The organism is Paenibacillus xinjiangensis (assembly GCF_059686975.1).
The window spans coordinates 95,106-116,671 of the sequence record NZ_JCAALS010000008.1 but is presented as its reverse complement, the minus strand read 5'-3'; the positions used below and the strand labels follow the sequence as shown (position 1 = coordinate 116,671).

General features: G+C 41.3%; 11 protein-coding genes. 10 read left to right on the top strand and 1 reads right to left on the bottom strand.

Going from position 1 to position 21,566, the window contains the following annotated elements:
* Positions 1-756: 756 nt before the first annotated feature.
* Positions 757-6,273: a sugar-binding protein gene (locus AC6ESP_RS10335; RefSeq protein WP_497096630.1), complete on the bottom strand. Its 5,517-nt coding sequence runs from the start codon at positions 6,271-6,273 to the stop codon at positions 757-759.
* 404 nt (positions 6,274-6,677) lie between these two features.
* Here AC6ESP_RS10335 and AC6ESP_RS10330 point away from each other — a divergent pair, with 404 nt between their 5' ends.
* The 10 genes from AC6ESP_RS10330 to AC6ESP_RS10285 all read left to right on the top strand — a co-directional run bounded on the left by AC6ESP_RS10330 (position 6,678) and on the right by AC6ESP_RS10285 (position 21,537).
* Positions 6,678-6,914: a translation initiation factor 2 gene (locus tag AC6ESP_RS10330; protein ID WP_497096629.1), complete on the top strand. Its 237-nt coding sequence runs from the start codon at positions 6,678-6,680 to the stop codon at positions 6,912-6,914.
* A 215-nt stretch (positions 6,915-7,129) separates the two neighbouring features.
* Positions 7,130-8,278, top strand: coding sequence for a glycoside hydrolase family 88 protein (locus AC6ESP_RS10325; protein WP_497096628.1), 1,149 nt, complete (start codon positions 7,130-7,132; stop codon positions 8,276-8,278).
* Positions 8,279-8,327: 49 nt separating this feature from the next.
* Positions 8,328-9,365 carry a glycoside hydrolase family protein gene (locus AC6ESP_RS10320; protein WP_497096627.1) on the top strand — a complete coding sequence of 346 codons (1,038 nt, stop codon included), beginning with the start codon at positions 8,328-8,330 and terminating at the stop codon, positions 9,363-9,365.
* A 250-nt stretch (positions 9,366-9,615) separates the two neighbouring features.
* Entirely contained in the window at positions 9,616-10,524 is a 909-nt protein-coding gene (locus AC6ESP_RS10315; protein WP_497096626.1) for a carbohydrate ABC transporter permease, read from the top strand.
* A gap of 14 nt (positions 10,525-10,538) precedes the next feature.
* Positions 10,539-11,369 carry a carbohydrate ABC transporter permease gene (locus AC6ESP_RS10310; RefSeq protein WP_497096625.1) on the top strand — a complete coding sequence of 277 codons (831 nt, stop codon included), beginning with the start codon at positions 10,539-10,541 and terminating at the stop codon, positions 11,367-11,369.
* Between the two features lie 105 nt (positions 11,370-11,474).
* Positions 11,475-12,824 (top strand): ABC transporter substrate-binding protein, encoded by a 1,350-nt coding sequence (locus AC6ESP_RS10305; RefSeq protein WP_497096624.1) that lies wholly within the window; start codon positions 11,475-11,477, stop codon positions 12,822-12,824.
* A gap of 118 nt (positions 12,825-12,942) precedes the next feature.
* Positions 12,943-14,694 (top strand): sensor histidine kinase, encoded by a 1,752-nt coding sequence (locus AC6ESP_RS10300; protein WP_497096623.1) that lies wholly within the window; start codon positions 12,943-12,945, stop codon positions 14,692-14,694.
* The gene (locus AC6ESP_RS10295) at positions 14,687-16,285 is read left to right on the top strand and encodes a response regulator transcription factor (RefSeq protein WP_497096622.1); all 1,599 of its coding nucleotides are present in this window, start codon (positions 14,687-14,689) and stop codon (positions 16,283-16,285) included. Before AC6ESP_RS10300 ends, AC6ESP_RS10295 begins: the two co-directional genes overlap by 8 nt.
* A gap of 260 nt (positions 16,286-16,545) precedes the next feature.
* Positions 16,546-20,949, top strand: coding sequence for an S-layer homology domain-containing protein (locus AC6ESP_RS10290; protein ID WP_497096621.1), 4,404 nt, complete (start codon positions 16,546-16,548; stop codon positions 20,947-20,949).
* A gap of 102 nt (positions 20,950-21,051) precedes the next feature.
* Positions 21,052-21,537, top strand: coding sequence for a hypothetical protein (locus tag AC6ESP_RS10285; protein ID WP_497096620.1), 486 nt, complete (start codon positions 21,052-21,054; stop codon positions 21,535-21,537).
* Positions 21,538-21,566 lie beyond the last annotated feature (29 nt).

Here is a 21,566-nt window from a genome sequence, read left to right as displayed (position 1 = left end):
CTCATAAAGGCCAGTAAGTCCGAGATACCTTTTCATGTGGGCTAGATATTTGGAAACCGTCAGAAAATCAGTTCAGTTCTCTCAAATGTAAATTTAATCTTTTGGATTAACTATTCTGATCATTATCCTGCCGTAAAACTGCTGCAAAAATTCGTGATAAAGTAAAGAAAGAGAATATTAAGATAACTGACTGCAAGTACATTGATTCTGTACGATATTAAGCGACTATAACTGATGCCGCGGGAATAAGATTGCTTCCCCCATACGACACATGTACTTTCTGTCACATGCCCAACAATTGACCACATTTTGCCCACCAATTCTATAAACTCATAATAATATCGTAGTACATAATGGACAAAATATTCGTGGTCGCAGGACAGATTTACCACTTTTGAACCCATAAAACTCATCAAACTGTTAAAGCGGAATGGGTGGCATGATGTAAGGACTGACAAGGCTTCACAGCCTTTCAGTTCTAAATCATCAGACCATTTAGCTTCATAAATTGAGGTCATTGTGAACACAATTTGTGAAGCAGTCACTGGTACAAATAATAGATAAAGCAAAGACCACTTCTTAATGAATTTATTAAGGAGTGGTCTTTTGTGTTGTTAAAGTTTGGGTATAGGAATGTTTTAGACGAGAGGTGCGTTTAGCAGCATCAGACCGGAGATTTTCTTTGTTAAATAGAAGGAGACCCTTCCGGCTGGATAATGTCCAGCCGGAAGGGTCCGCATTTTTCTGTTTACGCCTTTACTTAGCCAGATATTCGACGAACCTTCCAAAGATAGTGGCTACTTCGGCACGGGTAGTGCTGCCTTGAGGGTCAAAGATGTTGTTAGCCTTGCCTGTTACAATGTCGATGCCTTGTAGCGCCTTAACGGCGTTCATTGCCCACGAACTGATACCGCTTTCATCCGCGAAGGACTGAGCTTGGCTTTGAGGAATCTCATAGCCCTTATAGTTCATGTAGTTGTACAGTATCACTAGTGTCTGTTCACGTGTCAATGATGCATTAGGATCAAACAGATCTGCGCTTATACCGTTGACTATGCCGTTCTCAGCCGCCCACTCGACTGCCGCCGTGTACCACTGTCCGTCCGTCACGTCGCTAAAGCGGGAACTCGTGTAATCGGAGCGGTCTACGTTCTCAAGATTGGCCAGTACCTGTACGAACATCGCGCGTGTCATTGAGGTGCCCGGTGAGAACGTCGTGGACGTCGTGCCGTTGAAAAGACCGAATGTGTAAGTGGAGTTTACGTAGCTGTAGAACCAGTCATCCATGTCGACATCATTGAAAGAATTGCCCGATACCACGATGAAGCCCAGAGGGGTGTCGTCATCGAACATAAGCTCTGTACCCTCATGGATGTTCAGCGATATGCCTTTGTCTCCTGGTAGTGTAACTTCGGCGCTCTTGTCTGCCGGAATGGTCACCTTACCGTTGGAGTCTATAGTTGTGCCTTCAGGAACCTCAAGCTTCGTCCCGCCCTTGGTCGTAATTAAGCCACCGCCAGGCAGGGTCGTATTGCCGTTTGTGTCTGTGACCGCGGGCTTATCCTGCGGTGTGGTCACTGTGTAGGTCGGCTTCGACGATCCAGTGTCTGTCTCGCTGCCCGTATTGCCGGTGTTGCCGCCAGAAGAAGTCTTCTTCGGCGTCGCCGTCGCAATTATTTCCACACTGTCGCCCTTCGCGTTCACCGCGACGACCTTGAAGGTGTAATTTTGGCCGTTCGTAAGGCCTGTGAAGGTATATTCGGTCTTCTCCGTACTCAGTGTGACCGGCGTTTCGTTGCCATACCAAACCTTGTAGCCTAATATAGCACTGCCACCGTCGTCAGCCGGAGCAGTCCAGCTCAATGTGACCTGTCCATCGCCCGCCGTCGCTTTTAAGCCACCCGGAGCACTTGGCACATCTAGTTTTCTCTGAGCAAACATCCAATCAAAGACGTCTGTGTAGTCATTGTCCCAAGTCGGCAAGTTAGGGGACTGTGCTATCGGAGCTATGCTCCAAGTCTTCTCAGTAAACGGATTCTCCATAGTAATCTCGTTGTAAAGAACCGCCGCTTCTACTTCATGTGCTATATAGTCAAGCAGGGGAGGTGTATTGTCCGGATTTGGTCTCTGACTTGGCTGATCATATTGATTGTATGGCCACGTAAGAGCCTCATTGCTCTCAAATCGAGAAGCCCTTGCGTTGGTCAAATCCGAAATGTCGTTGGTAATGAAGCTATCGAGCTGCGATGCATTTACTCGAGTGTCATAAGTGTTCACAAATATCCAATAGGCCTGGTCTTTGTGAGCTTCGTTCGCACTCGCTGACGGCCCGCCACTTGCAATTCCCAAAGGTGCAGCTGCCGCGAAGAAACCAGGGTATGTGTTAACTAAGGTGTTCGTGAACATTGCACCCATTGAAAAGCCCGACGCATAAATAAGGTTAGGATCTACTAGCCCGCTAGCAACCATGTCGTCGATAATCTTCTTAACATCGCCTATTTGTGGAGTAGAACCGTCACTATAGGAAATATTCAGAATATGGCTGGCATATTTGTCAGGATCTTTTTCCATTTTCTTCATTAGAGCAACCGAACCGTTAGCGGATTTCATAGACGCCTTCTGGTCGATATGTGCCTGTGTGCCGCCGCGTGAAAAGCCGTGAGTATAGACATATAGCGGCATTCCTTGCAACACTTCACCTTCTTCATTCTTGTGAAGGTAGAGCGCGTAGTTGACTGAATCGCTTGTAAGTGGTGTAAACTTATCAAGGATCGGATTCACAACGTTGTCCTGTTCAAAGACCACGTAGCTGAGCGGAGCGCCTTCAGTCAGCACGATATTGCCGTTTTGAACAATGTTGTAATTTTGCTTTGTCGAGTTACTGTTGTACAGTGTTAGATTACCGCCGACTTCTGTATAAAACTCAAGCTCAACTACGATGTAACGGCCACTTGCCAGTCCGTCCTGATAATCCGGTGAATGGCTTACCTTCCCAAGATAGCCGCGCACTTTCGGTTCGTCATTGACGTATACTCTTGAGATCTTGAGCGTTCCTTCAAAGACCACTGAGTCACCGACCAGGGTCGTGTTTCTAGCTGACACGGTAAACAAGCCCGGATGAAGTTCGGAACCTAACGCTTCTTTCCCTTCGCCTAAGTCAATGATGACAGCCGTTGTGTACTCGCCACTAGCAAAGTTGTCATTCCATACGATAAAAGGAAGCTGATCAGCGGTTGGATCATCTTTAAATGTCACGTGAATTTTATGATCAGCGCTAATATTTGTTAAAGAGAAAGTATTATCGTTGGATATAGTCGCAGCCTTGCCATCCACTGTTACGGTATCTACAATTTTGCCGTGATCAGGGATAATCGTAAAGGTTTTGTCTGAGCCAGGAACGACTCTCAGAACATTGCCGGGTGCGTTCGGCGTTATTTGGCCGCCTGTATCCGTCGAGGTGGTGATTAAGAATCTAGTGTCCACTTCTTCGGCTTCAATGAGCTCCAAGCTGTCTGCAAATGCAGCATGGCCACCAAAGCCCGTGTCCGGATCTCCGAAGGCGGAAACGACTTCATAGCGATCCCCACCATTTTCTGTCGAGTTATTTATATAAACCTCGAAGGTAAACTTGCCTGGCTCCAAGGTCAAGTTTCCTTTTGGAATTCTCATTTCCACGATGTATCCAGTGTCCGTGCTTTGGTTCCACGCAGCTCTGTCCGTATGGGACTGTCCTGAGAATATGCCGGTCGCACTGACACGCCATTGGTTTGAACCGCTGGATCCTGGGCCGACATAAAACTCTAAGCTGTCGTAAGTATGATCCGCACCAAGTCCCTGATATAGATTGCTATCTTCTACAACTACGCGAGCATACAAGTAGTCATGGTCCCAAAGAACCTTTACTGTGCCCGTAGCATGCGGTCTTGGACCGTCTGGTACAGTGCTTTTGTTGATTGGATACTCCAATGTCTTGGACCACAGTGGGTCGTTGGATCCGAGCTCAGGAGTTCCGAACATTGCGGTCGGAGCATCAGGCAGCACGACCGGTTTACTCTGTGAGAACATCCAATCAAAGACGTCTGTGTAGTCATTATCCCAAGCCGGCAAGCTAGGGGACTGTGCTATCGGAGCTATGCTCCAAGTCTCCTCAAGAAACGGATTCTCCATAGTAATCTCGTTATAAAGAACCGCCGCTTCCACTTCGTGTGCTATATAGTCAAGCAGGGGAGGTGTATTGGCCGGATTTGGTCTAAAACTTGGCTGATCAAATTGATTGTAAGGCCACGTAAGAGCCTCATTGCTCTTAAAGTTCGAAGCCCTCGCGTTGATCATTTTCGGCATATTAGTGTTTATGAAGTTATTAATGTTAGTTTGGTAGGTTCCAACGTTATGAACATTTAGAAACATCCAATAGGCCAGGTCGCTGTGAGCTTCGTTGTTGTTCGCATTCGGTGAGCCGCTTACCGGGGCCATAGGTGCTGCTGCTGCAAAGAAGCCAGGGTAGGCGTTAAGTAAGCTGTTCGTATACTGGCCGCCCCATGAGAAGCCCGCAGCGTAAATACGGTTAGGGTCTACTGCCCCGCTGGCAATCAGGTCGTCTATAACCTTCTTGACATTGGCTGTGGATGGAGTAGAAATGCCATTATAGGAAATATTCAGTATATGGCTGGCGTATTTACTAGGATTTTCTTCCATCTTCTTCATCAGAGCGACCGAGCCGTTAGCGGATTTCATGGACGCTTTTTGGTCTGTCCCAGAGCTTGTGCCACCGCGACTCATGCCGTGGGTATAGACATATAGCGGCAATCCCTGCAACACTTCACCGTTGTCATCCCGGTGAAGGTAGAGTGCACGATTGACCGAATCGCCTGTGGGTGTTGTAAACTTGTCAAGAATCGGATTCACAACGTTGTCTTGTTCAAAAACCACGTAGTTAAGCGGATTCCCTTCTGTCAGTACGAGCTCGCTGTTTTGGACAATGCTGTAAACCTGCTTTGTCGAGTTCGAGCTGCCATCCAGCGTTGTTTTGCCGCCGGCCGCTGAATAAAATTCAAACTCAACTACGATGTAACGGCCGCTTTCCAGTCCAGGCTGATAATCCGGTGAATGACTTACCGGCCCCAGATAGCCGCGCACCTTCGGTTCGTCATTGGCGTATACTCTTGTAATCTTGCGCGTCCCTTCAAAGGTCACCGAGGTACCGTTCAGAGTCGTGTTCTTGCCCGATACGGTAAACAGGCCTGGATGAAGTTCGGAGCCTAACGCTTCTTTCCCTTCGCCTAAGTCAATGATGACAGCCGTTGTGTACTCGCCACTAGCAAAGTTGTCATTCCATACGATAAAAGGAAGCTGATCAGCCCCTGAATCATTTTTGAATGTCACGTGAATGGTATGGTTAGCCTCAACATTTAAAAAGGTATAAGTGCCATCGGATAGAGTCACAGGCTCGCCGTCTACCGTTACGGTATCCACAATTTTGCCGTGATCGGGAGTAATCGTAAATTCTTTGTCTGAGCCTCTAGCTATTCTCAGAAGATTGCCGGGTGCGTTCGGCGTTATTTGGCCGCCTGATCCCGTCGTGGCAGTGATGGAGAATCTGTCGTCCTCTTCATCAGCCAAAATGAGCTCCAGGCTGTCTGTGAATGAAGCGGCGCTGCTATAAGCCGCGTCCGGGTCTCCGAAAGCGGATACGACTTCATAGCGGTCACTGCCATTTTCAGTCGAATTGTTGATATAAACTTCAAAGGTAATTTTCCCTGGTTGTAAAGTCAAGTCTCTTTTTGGTATTCTCATCTCCACGATATATCCAGTTTCCGTGTTCTGAGTCCATGCTGCTCTGCCCGGAGCGGACTGCCCTGAATACAGGCCCGTCGCACTGACTCGCCATTGGTTTGAACCGCTGGATCCGGTGCCGACATAAAACTCTAAGCTGTCGTACTGGTGATCTCCGCCGGCTCCCTGATATAGATTGCTGTCCTCTACAACTACGCGGGTATACAGGTAGTCGTTATCCCATAGGATCCTGGCTGTGCCCGTTGCATGAGGTCTGGGGTCGTCAGGCACAGTGCTTTTGTTGATGAGATGCTCCATTGTCAGGGCCCACACTGGGTCATCTGACCCGAGCTCCGGAGTCCCGAACATGGCGGTCGGTGTTTCATTCGCTACTGCGATCTCGATGTTGTCTGTGTCGGCGGCAAAGCTGACAGGCACTAGCGACGTCAACATTACCATGCAACAGAGGAACGAGAGCATTTGGCTAAATCGTTTTGACATAAATGAAATCCTCCTTATGTTTCGATCCGGTGCCGCCCTCGGCTTACCCGCATCGTATTTGGGCGCATTGACAATATTTTACAACCACCCAAATATACGATATAATATGGACACATATTTTTCAATACACCAATTATAGGTTTACCCCTAAAAATATGAAATCGCTTACTTTGGAAGAAATTCAAAAATAATCATGACACAATTCAAATGAATGCTGATGATAAAGTAGCTTATTTATCTCAGATTCAAGGCAACAATTGGATACCATGTGAAAGAAGTAGATAAAACCACTAGCGTTGCACTAAAACTTCGAGTTTTAACGCAACGCTAGTGAGGAAACTTACATTCACCCTCCTGGGTATCTGCACATATATTGGCATATACGATCCGGGAAGGTGTGACCTATGGAAAACAATAAAGAAATACGCGATATTAGAATTGCAAAGTTAGCATTTATTGGAGCATCCATTGCGACTTTAGGTGACGGGATTGCTGCACTAGCATCGGGGATGGCTTTAGAAGCTTTAGAACAGGATTACCAAATTCAAAGCGATAGCCGTCATGCTCCTAGTCTAGAATCAACTCAGAGGCAACTTGATTATTTTATAAATGAATTACTTCAAATTAGAGAGTTACGATAGACGAATAGATTACTCGGGTAACTAAGGGTAACGTCGGCGGGAAACTAGAGGCTTCTCATGAGTTCACTGAACTTATGGGAGGCCTCTTTTTTCTTTGTTTTGAACAGGTAAACAAATTGCACATATAAGTAGAATAATGAGGTTAGCTGTGTAGGAATTAATCCGTATAATGAATACATCAAAAGTTTAGAGAATCAAATTATACGAAATGAGGGATGAATTTGCGTTTAGTAGAGTCAGCAATTGAAGATGCATTAAAAAAAATAAAGCAAAATATAACTAAGTTTAAGGAACAATTTCCGCATGTTAGTGTAGATGGTAATGGTGGACATACCTATACATTAAATCCAAACACGGAATGGACCTCTGGATTTTGGTCTGGATTATTATGGTTGTGTTATGCCTATAGCAAGGATGAGATTTATTCGCAAGCTGCGGAGCAAACCGTGGAAAGCTTTCGTAACCGACTTACACATCAGATTGAAATTGATCATCATGACATTGGCTTCCTATATTCTTTATCCTCAAAGGCACAATGGATCCTCAAAGGCTATGATTCTGCCAAGGAACTAACTGTTAAAGCAGCTGATCATTTATTAACAAGATGGAGAGAAGAAGGCCAGTATATTCAAGCCTGGGGACCTATAGGTGAAAGTGGAGATAACGGAGGACGAATTATCATTGATTGTATGCTGAATTTACCTCTATTGTACTGGGCGTCAGAACAAACGGGTGATGAAAAGTACAAACGGATTGCGATTAGTCAGGCGGACAAAAGTAGAAGGTATTTGGTGCGAGGCGATGATTCATCTTATCATACTTTTATCTTTAATCAAGCAGATGGTGAGCCTATTGGAGGGACCACACATCAAGGCTTTACCAATGGGTCTACTTGGACACGCGGACAGGCTTGGGGTATTTATGGCTTCGCTTTGTCTTACCGTTATACGAAAGACAAGCATTACTTAGAAACATCGCAACGAATGGCCCAATATTTCTTCAATCGACTGCCTGAAGATAATGTTGTGTACTGGGACTTTAATGCAGCTGTTAATGATAACACCTATCGGGATAGCTCGGCATCAGCGATAGCGGCTGCCGGATTGCTAGAACTGATTGAACATATGGATGAAAGTGATCCAGACAGAGGTTATTTTATTGATTGTATTAATCGGACAATGATTTCTTTAATAGAGGGCTACTCAACGATGGATGATAGTGAGGCTGAAGGACTAATCCGACATGGATCCTATCATGTTAGAGGGAATTCATCTCCTGATGATTATATGATCTGGGGGGATTATTTCTATTTGGAAGCTTTAATGAAGCTTGAAAAAGGTATTAAAGGCTTTTGGTATGAATAATGAGTGTGATAATCGATAATTCTAGTTATCTGAAAGAGGTGTATGCAATATGAATATTTCTGAAATAATGCTTCCTGCACCTCGAAATGGCGGATTCAAAATGGAAGGCTATTGGGTATGGTGTGGAACAGTCATTAAGGGGGAAGACAATCGATACCATATGTTTGCATCGAGATGGAGTAAAGAGCTTCCTATGCATCCAGGCTGGCTTGTTTCCTCAGAAATAGTGAGAGCTGTTGCGGATACTCCAGAAGGACCTTATACATTCGAAGAAGTCGTTCTACCTAGCAGAGGAGCGGAGTACTGGGATGGAAGAAGCACCCATAATCCGCAGATTTGTAAGCATCAGGATACTTATATTTTATATTATATGGGATCAACTCACCCCTTCAAGGATGTAACATCAGATGAACGATTTGACTTAAATGACCCAAGGTGTATCGTTGCTCGTTCCAATAAGCGGATCGGAATTGCGACATCTAAGAGTATAAGCGGACCATGGGAGCGATTAAGTAGTCCTATATTACAGCCAAGACCCGATAAGTTTGATAATTTTTTTACATCTAATCCGGCACCGTGTATCCATGAAGATGGATCTGTACTGCTTGTCTACAAAACTAGGACATACAAGACAAAGCCTTATTCGACATTTTTGCATAGTTATCATATGTCTTTTGGGGTTGCTAGAGCAAGTCATTATATGGGTCCATATACCGCATTATCGGATGAAAGTATTGTCCCAAAAGAATATAACTTGGAGGACCCATTTATTTATAAGGTACCTGGTGGTTATGAAATGATTGCAAAAGATATGGAAGGTACTATTTGCGGTGAGTATCATGGTGGGATAATTGCACAGTCAAGGGATGGAGTTAAATGGAGCTTTCTTGAGGGTCAGAAATCGTATTCACGTAAAATCAATTGGGATGATGGAACGGAACAAGTGATGGGAAGCTTAGAGAGACCATTTATATTATTTCAGAATGGAAAGCCAACCCATATGTTTTGTGCGACAGCAGATGGACCTGGGGAGTTCACTCAAGCTGCCAACACCTGGAACATGGTTGTACCTTTGAAGCACGAATAAATAGTGATGCTTAGCAGCTCGTGCCATTATGCATGAGCTGCTTTGTTGTCTGTAGGCTGCTAATTGTAATAGTCGAGAAAATGCACACTCTAGTAAAATCCGCACCTCGTTGGTCGTTTTTATTTTCGATATTATGAAATTAAATCCAATACTAGTGAAAAGGAGAAATTGCCAATTAACTACAGAATGATAAAACCGATTAGCATTGGTATATACGAACAAGTAAAAGAAAGAGTAGAGGTGAGTAGCAATGACAACTAAGAATGAAAAATCCCCCTATTGGACTATTCAACGAAAAGAATCAGCCGTAGGTCTATTATTTATAGCACCTGAGGTATTAGGTATTGTTTTGTTAGGATTATTTCCTTTGTTATTTTCTTTGTATTTGAGTTTTACGGAGTGGAATCTGGTAGGAGGCTTAGAAGCTATTCGCTTTGTTGGTCTCGATAACTTTGTTGCATTGCTAGGCGATAAAACGTTTTATAGTTCATTTACCAATAATCTAATCTATACGGTTATAACTGTTCCAGTAAGTATGGGACTTGGTTTTGTATTCGCCGTTCTTATCAATTCTTCCGTATTTTTCAAAGAATATTTCAAAGTAGCCTTCTTTATTCCTTATATTGCCACGACAGTTGCGATTGCAACCGTATTTTCTGCGTTGTTCCATCCTTCAAAAGGCCCGATTAATCAGATGCTAATGAACTTAGGTATCGCTGATCCGCCAAAGTGGCTCGGAAGCACTGATTACGCGCTGTGGGCGATCATGATTATAGCTGTATGGCAGGTAATAGGCTATAACATCATTATCTATTTAGCTGGATTGACCAATATTCCAGAAGATTTGTACGAATCGGCAAATATCGATGGAGCTTCTTGGCTGCAACAACTCATTAAAATTACAATTCCATTGCTAGGTCCAACGACATTTTTCTTGAGTATTACAGCAATTGTTGCTTCGTTTAAGGTGTTTGACCTGATTGCATTCCTGACGGAAGGCGGTCCTAACAATGCCACTAATGTATTAGTATATAACATTTATGAAGAAGGTTTTCGGAATTTCAGGATGGGTTATGCATCCGCATTATCATGGATCTTATTTATAATCATTGCGGTTGTTACGTTGATTACTGGACGAATACAGAAAAAGCAATTTTAGAAGGAGGAGATACTATGAAATTACAATTATTGTCGAAAAGCATGGTTACAGCAGTCATGGGACTCCTATCTTTATTGTTTTTATCGCCTTTGATTTGGATGCTTTCCTCTGCCTCGAAATTTGAAAAAGATGTTATGTCATTTCCAATTCAATGGATACCAACTAATTGGAATTTCATTGAGAATTTTAAAACGGTTTGGATGGGGAGTGTACCTTTCAGTCTAAACTATTATAATTCATTGAAGCTTGCAGTCATATCTACGCTTCTTACCCTATTATTCTCTTCATTGGCTGGATTTTCGTTTGCCAAATTAAATTTTCCTTTTAAAACTCAATTATTTCTCTTGCTGATGGCCTTCTATTTGATTCCCAATGAATCGACATTAGTACCAAGGTTTATTATGATCAAATGGTTTGGCATGTATGATACCCATCTAGCTTTAATTTTGATGGGATCCTTTACCATTACATTGACCTTTCTAATGAGACAATTCATGCTTAATATACACAACGAGTATTTGGAAGCGGCTAAAGTGGACGGAGCAGGATATATCAGAATATTTTGGCAAATTGTGCTCCCAATGGCTAAGCCTATTGTTGCTACAGTCGGTATTTTGAAGTTTTTGTGGACGTGGAATGATTACCAGAACCCGCTTATCTTTTTGATGGATGCTAAGTTGTTTACCATTCCGCTAGGTATGCAAGCCTTTCAAGCTGAATTTGCCTCCAGTTATTCAATTATGATGATGGCTGCAGTATCAGCAGTTATTCCACTGCTCATTCTATTTCTATTACTCCAGAAGCAAGTAATCAATGGGATTACGGTCGGTGGGGTAAAAGGATAATAAACCAATAAAGTGCACATTCGTATCGAAATACTGCACACATTAGAGCTGAATAAGCATTTACAATAAAAATGTAATTGATAGTATTTAATAGGGGGGATTAATATGAAAGCTGCAAAATTAATTACAGCATCCGTAATGATGGTCTCATTGTTAGCTGCTTGTGGAGGGGAGCAAGTGACTCCAGAAGCTGCACCAGCGGGTAGTACAAATGGAATAGAAAAAGAAAAAGAAAAAGTATCGATTAACTACTATACTTGGTCCAATGGAGGCTCACTGGATCAGATCAACGAGATTATTGCTAATTTCGAGAAAATCAATCCACATATTGATGTAGAGGCTGTTCCACTAGTAACTAATGCAAATACTATTGAATACTACAAAAAACTTGATCTGATTGCTGCATCAGGTGATCCGATCGATGTTGCTGCTTTCTCTAGTGTGGACTTTGTTAATGAACGCGCTTCTAGAAATGTTTTGGAACCGCTTGATGACTACTTGAGCGCGGATGGGATCAATGTAGATGAAAGCTACTACATAACACCTAGAAGTGGAGGTAAAGTATACGGTCTACAAGATGTTAACAATCCATGGCTAGTTGCTATTAATAAAGATGCCCTTGATGAGGCTAACCTACCTATTCCAACTTGGGAATGGACGTGGGACGATTTCCGTGAATATGCCCAAAAGATGACAAAGGGTAGTGGAGAAGATAAACAATACGGTGCATTTTTCCACACATGGGGTGAATATGCAAATCCGATAGCTTTTGCAGAGTTACCTCACCCTTATTTGACTAAGGAGCAGACTCCAGTTTTTGGAGAAGAATCGTTCAAGGATTTCTTTGAGTTCCGCCGAGCAATGGAGAAGGAAGACCAATCCGTTAAACCATACTCAGATGTTCTCGGAGCGAAACTGCGTTATGACACTGAATTCCTAAATGGTAAAGCTGCAATGATTCCAACAGCCACATTTGTAGTGAATTTGGTTCAAGATACAGAGAAATTCCCGCATACATTTAAGACTGTGTTTGCACCACTTCCTCGCTCTTCTGAGGATGCTGAGATTGGTTTGTCTATTATTGGCGGTGCATATGCAAGTGTAGGAAAAACGTCTAAACATAAACAAGAATCCTATGAATTTATTAAATATCTTACCCAACAATCGGAAGTTGTTCGAGACTTCCCAGGCTCGAAGACAGCAGATAAAGACAAGGTTATGGAGGGCTTAGTTCGTAATCATGATTTGGTAGATACGGACTCCTTAGCTGCAGCTGTGTTCGACGAGAGAATTAAAACAATCTATGATCCAGCTTATTCAACGGACTACGCCAGCCAATTGAAGTCAGTATTAGAGAATGGACTAACTACGTTCTTACTAGATAATCTAAGCGCAGAGGATGCCCAGAAACAAATGATTGACGAAGCGAATAAAATTATTGAGCAGAACAAATAATGGGCCAAAAGGCGACCGCAAGGTCGCCTTATTATTTTACATAATTTATTAGATTATTAAAAATATTATTAGATTAATGTATAATTGATTCTATCTAGGACGAAGGGAATGATAGGCCATGAAGCTGATGAGTTTTTCTTTTTATGGGAAGACACAGATTTCTTTCATTGTTCTCATTCTGCTTCCACTAGTTTTAGCATCTCTCGTTTCTTATTATCTAATCAAAGATGTTGTTATCAATAAAGTGAACGCTTCCAATCAGAATGTAATAGATGTTATAACATTAGAATTAGGTAAAAATGCAGAAGACATTATCTATGCAATGAATTTGTTCAGTAATAAGGACTCGAATTCATACAGTGATTTATTAGCTTTTAAAGATGTTAACAAGCTGACCTCGTCAAAGGAGTTTGCTACCAATAAACGAATTTCAGAGTCATTAGATTTAGCATTTTCTAAAACCTCTGGGCTTAATGCTCAGGTCTTCTTTGTAAACAAAGGCGGATTTCTTATCTATGCGGCCAATAGTATGCTGGAATATGAAACATTGCAACAATGGATATCACAAGAACAGAATGAGCAGATGAACAGAAGGGTACATTCAAGCAGCTTGCGATGGGAAAAAGTAGATGGTTTAAAGCAGTTTATTGGCAATCAAAAGGATTCGTATTATTTTGCTGTAAAAGAAATTAGTGCTGCTAACGGCAGGACATCCATTGGTACTTTATATGTTGGTATACCCTATGAATATTTTAGACGTTCATTCAAAAATAGTGGAATAGGACATATTAAGCTATACAGCGAATACGGAGATTTAATTATTAAATATCCAGATAATCATGTAATAGAAGATTCAAAACATCTAGTGACAGTGAAGTCTATTGTACCCAAAACGAGGTGGGAGCTTGAGTATCAGTTCTCCGCTCAGGAAATTACGGGTGAAATATCTCAAGCGTATAGTTATTATGCTATTGTATTGTCTTTATGTATTCTGCTTTTTTTAAGCTTTTCAGTTCTTATTGCTAGGAAACTCCATAAACCTCTGAAAAAGCTTCAATGGACGGCGGAGAAGTTCGGCGATGGAAATATGCTAGTTCGATTTCCTGTAAAGGGCAAAGATGAGATCGCTATCCTTGGCACGGCTTTTAATCGTATGCTTGATCAGATCAATTTGCTTATTCTAAAAGTCGAGCAGGAGAATGAAGAGAAGAGGATTATTGAACTTCAAGCGCTCTTTTCCCAAATTCAACCGCATTTTTTGTTGAATACATTAAATTCGATTAAATGTAATCTAGTGACCGAAGGGGATTCCATAAACAGTAGGCAAATCGAAGCGTTAATAAGTTTGCTAAGAGCCTATCTGAGAGTGAACGAGCAATGTTCGCTTAAGCAGGAATGCAAACTGTTGAGAGACTATGTAGAAATTATGAAGATGCGAAGTGATAGGAGCTTGCAGCTCCACATTAATCTTGACCCTAAGTTAGAGGATATGGAAGTTCCTCGTCTATTCCTGCAGCCTTTAGTAGAAAATGCAATCATTCACGCTTTTAGTGAGGACTCAGACAATGCTTCTATTTGGTTAACTGCCGAACTCAACGATGGTTATTGCACTATTGAAGTGAAAGATAATGGAGTGGGCTTGAGACAAGAGGAGACAGAAGAGCAGCTAAGGAGTATATTACGATCCAGAACAGAACCACAGGTTTCCAATAAACGAATTGGGTTGGTCAATGTGTATAATCGGCTGCTGCTAACCTATGGTACCGATATTACTATGAATATTCAATCGAATGAGTTCGAAGGGGTCTCTATTATTATTCAACTTCCTTATGAGAATAGTGTAACAGAGGGGAGAATGGAGAATGGTTAAAGTAATGCTCGTAGACGATGATGCTCCGATGATCAAGTATTTGCTTAATCTGATTCCATGGGATGAACTCCATCTGCAAATTGTGGCAACAGCTCAATCTGCAGCCAAAGCTTTGCAATTGTTTCAAACCACGGCACCAGACTTAATTGTTACGGATATTGGTATGCCTAAGATGGATGGTATCGAAATGGTAGATCAAATGAAGCGATTTCGTCCAGAGTTAAGGGTCATTTTTCTTACTTGTCATGAGGAATTTGGCTATGCCAAAGAAGCAATAAAATTAAATGCAGATGGATATTTAATTAAAGATGAGCTGACGGCAGATGAGCTAAAGCATACTGTCAAAAAAGCCGCTATGCTGATTGATATTATAGAAGAAAGCACTGAAAACTTAGCGTATCGAGAAGAAGTAGAGCGAAATCGAAATTTACTGCAACGTTCGTTTTGGAAACAAATTGTTTCCGGCAATAATTCTACTGGAGTTATAAATTCCGGAAAAAGACTAGGTATTAATTGGAAGGGATCGTATTTTATACTTGGAAGGATTCATATTGATTACTTCTCATTGCTTGTTAACTATAGTCTCAAGGATAGGCATACCATAAAATATGCGTTATACAACATTGCTCAAGAGTTTGCTGAAAGTACAAATGAAATTACGATTTTTTGTGATGATAAAGATAATGATGAATATCAAGATTTAATTTGTGTGATGAATTATGATAAAAATTTAGTAAACAACAGCTATGAGTCCTATCGAAGATTTGCAAATGAATTGAACAGCAAGGTACAAGAATATGTGAAGGTAGAAACCTTTTTCGTATATGGCAATGAGTTTCAGGGACTAGATAAAATCGGTAAAGAGATGGAGAAGTTACAGCAGTTTAATCACTCGCTTTATTATGATAGGGCGATGATTAGAGGAATGTCATCGGATTATGAGACTCATGTATATACGGACAAGACTTTTCTTATTAACAGGAAAGTGAAAGAGACACTGATTAAAGCATATTACGACAAAGAACAAAAAATGGTTGTTAATATTATAGATAACCTTGCTCAGCAAGCAGTGGAAGACAAAATGCACCCTTCTGTAGTAATACCACAATTTCTGCAACTAGTTCAGATCATAGAGAACGAATCGGGGCATGTAAAGGCTCAAACGTTGTTTCATTCAGGCCTAGCACATACTGAGCGTATACAGGAGACCTCGAATAGTGTTAAAGAGTGGATAAGAATGATAATGACCAGTAATGAATATTCAAATGCTGCCAGTACTAAAACTCAAGTAATTGATCGATATATTTCGGATAATTTATCTGAAAATATAACATTGATTTCAATAGCAAATTATTTGTATTTGAACCCTAGTTATTTTTCAAGGTACTTTAAGAAGCTGACGGGTGTTAATTTCACTGACTATGTGCATCGTTATAAAATGAATGTTGCCATTGAAATGATGAAGAACAAAGAGCTGACCACTGAATTGATATCGATTAAATTAGGCTATTCTGACCGTACCTATTTCTCGAAGGTGTTCAAAAAATATTGTGGTATTAATCCCGGAGACTATAAATCGAATCTCGGATAGAATAGCTGTTCTCCTTGATGACAAAATTTCACCTCAAAAGTAAGAGTGATTAGTCACTCACTTTTGAGGTGTTTTTTTATTGTGGAGGTTAAATGATTGCACATTTAGGTAAAGAGAGTGCAAACACCTAGCATATACGAGTTGATATACTAGTACTAAAACGGGGGTGAGGCTTTTTGGTTAAATGATATCTTACTTGTAGAAGAACGGATATTATTTAGTTGATTCAGATTGATATGTCAATTCCTGGAGGGGTTTATATGAAGCTCAAGAAGTGTTTTATTATGTCCTTTATATCCATTTTCCTAATGACATCAATTGTTCCAACATTCACATATGCTGAGGATCCAACAAGTGAGGTGGCTCTTTCTATGTCTTCACCTGTATTTATCAATCCCAATATCGTAAACATTGATTTTAACAGTTATGAACTACAACAAAGTGGTAGTACAGTAACTGTAGATACTCAATTTATTGGTTATATGAATGCGACCGTAGGTGCTAATAACTTAAGTCTTATGGATGATGGTGATGATCAAGTCTTATCGATCGAAGCTATTACAGCCAGCGCTGGAACTTTTAAGGGCGGCATGAATAGGAAGGATCGGTTTGGCATTCAAACTCGACTCAAATTTAATAATACGGATTCCCGCAGAGTGTTCGGTGAGATGAAGAGTATGACACCAACATCAGGAAGCGCAGCATGGCCTAACTTACTTGTTTTTGACCCAAATGGAAAAGTTATAGACAATGCAAAGAAAGAAATAGGCTCCTATGTTGCAGATCAATGGTATGACATCTTGATTGATGTAGACGTTCCTAATCGACGATATACCGTTTGGATTGACGGAGAACTGAAGACTCAAGATGTAAGTTTAGGAGATAATTATGCAGGTGTACTCCAAAATAAAATCATTCAAGATAAAAGTGGTAATGGAGAACCTAGTCGGATTATGATTGCCAATATGAAAGTAGGTGAGATTGCAACCCCTTTAGATGAGATTATCGTATCTGATATCGAGGTTGACAAAGGGAAAGCTGCCATATTAACGTATCAATCATTGCCTGAGAAGGCCTATATAGAAAAGATGAATTGGACATCTTCAGATCCTAGCATTGCAAAGATAACCGGCAACGGATTGTTGGCGTTAGAAACGGGAGAGGCTACCATTACGGTAACCGAACAATTATCTGGCCTTAGTAGCTCTTTCCTAGTTACTGTTCATGAACCAACTAATAGGTGGAGCTCTCAAACGATTAGTAACGACGATTTGATATTGGTTCTTCAGTATGCTCATCGTGCGGAGTTAAAGTACAGCTTTGAACAAATCATGTCTACTTATCCCGATATCCTGACGTATATGGCTATGGATGAAAATGATTTTGTTCAAGAGGTAAAAGCTGCGTCAGCGCAAATCGCATTTCCAAATAAACAAACAAAGTTTGAACGATATGCAAAAATTTTTACCAAGCTTTATAAGCTGACAGAAGATGAACAATATGCTAAAAAAGCTGCTATCATCCTTTATAATCAGGCACTAGATTATCCTCGTATTGTTATGAATCATAGTTATAGCGATTTTTTTGCAGGCAACACTGTGTTTCCTACACATTCTTTATATGCTTATGGCATACTTCTTGATTCAGATATATGGGGGGAACTTGACCCTACCGTATCTGAAGAAGAGGTTAAGCAAACGATTGAAGAGCTCTGGTTCAGACCAGCCTCCTACGAGAGCATAAGAGCTATGAATAGCATGATGTTGAACAATATTGCACCATACGGAATGAGATCCTCTGCTGTAACGGCTATGCTCTTAAATGATCCTGATATGATTCGTGAAGTGATAGATATCGGTGATCGACTTCTTAGTAGTGATTATTATCTTTCGGATAGCATGTGGTATGAACAAACCTCATCTTATGCAGATCAGGTGACAGGGAATGTTTGGAGTACCGTTGAGGTTCTAAAAAGCTGGACTGATCCTAAAGATTATGATGATAAAAAATTAGGGTTGAAGCTGGAAGAAACGGATTTGGCCCCAAGGTGGCCATTGCTAGAACTAGCCTCTAACTTTGGTTCTGAGAAGCTGATATATCCAAATGGAACATCAATCCCCCTGAATGATGGTTATGGAGTAACAGATGCACAGCCAATACCTATCGTTCAAAAAGGGTTGAAGAACATTGAATTATCAGGATTAGGCTATTACAGCTTACACCAAGGTGATCTCAATGATGCAACTCATGCTGGATTGTTGTTTCAGCCTACCGCATTAGGTTTTGCCGGCGGACATACGCATTCGAACTTTTTATCTCTTGATCTCTGGGGCGCAGGAGCTGAAGCGCTGCCTTATACGGGCTATCTTAATCGAACCAATTATAATGATGGCAGCGGGGCTACCTTGCGATATCCTTCAATGAAACCATACTGGAGAAATACTCCATGGGTATGGAGAGCAGATGGAGCAAATACACAATCAGACGGATCGTGGCAAAGGTCTGCGCTATTGGCTTATGATGCAGGAACATCGAACGGAAAACAGGTGCAACTTATTGAAGCCTCTGCTCCTGGACCAGAAGGAAAAGGTGCAGAAATGAATAGGAGATTAATTATGCTCATTAATCTCGGTGGAAATCGTAACTATACATTTGACTTGAGCCGTATGCAGGGTGGACAGGCACATGAAATTTACCAACGCGGAACAGAATTGGAAAACATGGACGTTAAGGTAGAAGGAATCCAACTTGAGGAAACGGAAAAAGAAAACTTACAGGATTATTTGAAAGATATTAATAGCACGCAAGGGTTGTCTATTGATAGGGAAAAGCTGAAAAATCCGAAAGTTGGGCCTGGAAATAGCGATTTCTCCTTTACGTGGACGGGGCAAGATACAGGATCAAGCATTCGAACATTCATGAATGGAGTCAGGGATTCTGATGTGTTTTTAACAAATATACCAGCCGCAAGAAGACTTACTTCGAAAGCTGACGAAACCAAATATGTGACGCCCCACCTTACAAGAAGAAATATTGTGTCTGACAGCAGCGAAATTACACAGTATGGTGCTGTATATGAAACGATTAAAGAAGATCAAGTAGGCGAGATTAACCAAGTTGAGTGGTTTAAACCAGATGATGCAGATCTGATGACAAATATTTCTGTTGTGACTAGTAATAGCTTTGAGGATATTATCTATATTAGTGATGATATGGAAGAACGCAGCTTCAAGGGAATCACTTTTGTCGGAAATGTAGCCGTTGCTAGAATAGATAAAGCGACTGGGGAGTTAGTATTTAGCTACGTCTATGGAGCGGGTAAAGTGATAGAATTGGACAAAGTGATAGAGCAGAATCAAGGTTTAATCGGTTACGTGTCACAAGAACTGGAGATAACAGATACATTGATGGCTTCTGTTAATCTAGGATTAGACCCAGAAGTAAGGGAAAATACGATTACTGTTCAAGGCAAAGTTATGAATCAGAACCTATTTAAAGGGCAGATAGTGCAAACTAAATTAGGAGATGGCTCAGGATTTGGGGTGAAAGTAAAAGATTTTAAAGAAGTTGGAGATTTCACAGTAATTACGTTGGAAGAGTATACTCCTTTCCGCATAACGGATCAGGGCACAGAATTAATTTTTTGGCCTAAATTAACAATTCCGGGGAAGGCATATGTCGTGTTTAATCTTCCGAAATTTGAAGGTGAAATTCCAGGTCAGGATATAACAGCACCAACATGGCCTGTGAATGCAGAATTATCCGCTTCAAAAGTTAGCAAAACGGGTTTTACACTTTCCTGGAAAGAGGCCACAGATGATACTGCTGTAACCAACTACAAGGTTTATAAGAATGGTAGTGAATTAGTTTTATTAGCTGGCGATGTTGTTAGCTATAACGTCAGCGGACTATCAACTGGCACGAAATATGCCATTAAAGTTGAGGCAGTTGACGCCGCAGGAAATTGGAGTTCAGATGGACCAAGCATCAATGTGACAACAATATCTTCGAATGAGGATTGGACACCGACACCTGACCCAACACCCATCCCGAGACCAACACAAGAAGATGATAAGAAGCCAATTGAACCGACAGATCCAGTTAAACCTACTGATCCTGAAACATCAAAAGTAGATTTAACGGATATTGAGGATCATTGGGCGAAATTAGTAATTGAAGAATCAACTGAACTTGGAATTGTAACAGGATATAAAGATGGCACGTTCAGACCTAATGGTACTGTGACGCGTGCTGAGTTTGCAACAATGTTAGCTAGAGCATTGAAATTGGAGAATAGTGATTCTGAATTGAGTTTTTCCGATACAGAGGTAATACCTGCATGGGCACAGCCATCCATTCAGGCAATTGCGCAAGTTGGATTTATTACTGGTTATGAGGATGGCACATTTAGGGCGAATAAGGAAATGACCCGCACCGAATTAGTTGTCATCATTGTCCGAGCACTAGGACTTGAAGTGAATCCAGATGCCCAGCTTGATTTTTTGGATGCGGATGGGGTTCCAGCATGGGCAAGACCTTATGTAGCAACAGCCGCAGAAGTAGGTTTGATTAAGGGGAATGGGGATGGCAAATTTAATCCGGATGGTTCTACTACTAGGGCTGAAGCAGTCACATTAATTCTAGCTATGCTAAATAAAAAATAAGGTAATTATGCTACAAGTTGGGTCATTAAAGCGAAGCAGCGCCCATCGTTAGAACTGTTCACAGGTAGTCTTTTTAGTGTGCCACGCATGGCGACTAACTAGGTGGTGAAAGTTTCTAGTGTTGTTCTTATGATTGGAGTTTGTAGTAGCTTCGGGGTTATTGACAAGTCGTTCGTCCAAGAATTGGGTCCATTTGTGGCGTTAAACGAACTGCAAGATAGTACCGGAAATATAACCGTGGGAACGAACCGAACTGATTTCATAATTGGCGGTCAAAACGTGCAACCCAAATACAATGTGTATAGCACCAAAGACCAAAATGTTGAAACGTACACCTATGCTTTCGACCATAAGGAACTTTTTTTCTATTTGAATTATGGTATTCCTGATGAAGCGGAGTATGATGGAAGCATGACTGTTTATGTTGATGGTCAGGAATATCTGTCCGTTTCTGCAGAAGATCAAGGTCATGAGCCTCAGAATTTCACGATTTATCAAGATCGGGCAGGTAGTATTACAATTGCCATTGAAGGAAATGTGAAAATATGGGATATTGGTTATAATGTGATGAAATATTCCTGGAAATGATTCAGGCACTATGAAATGCGTGCATAAAA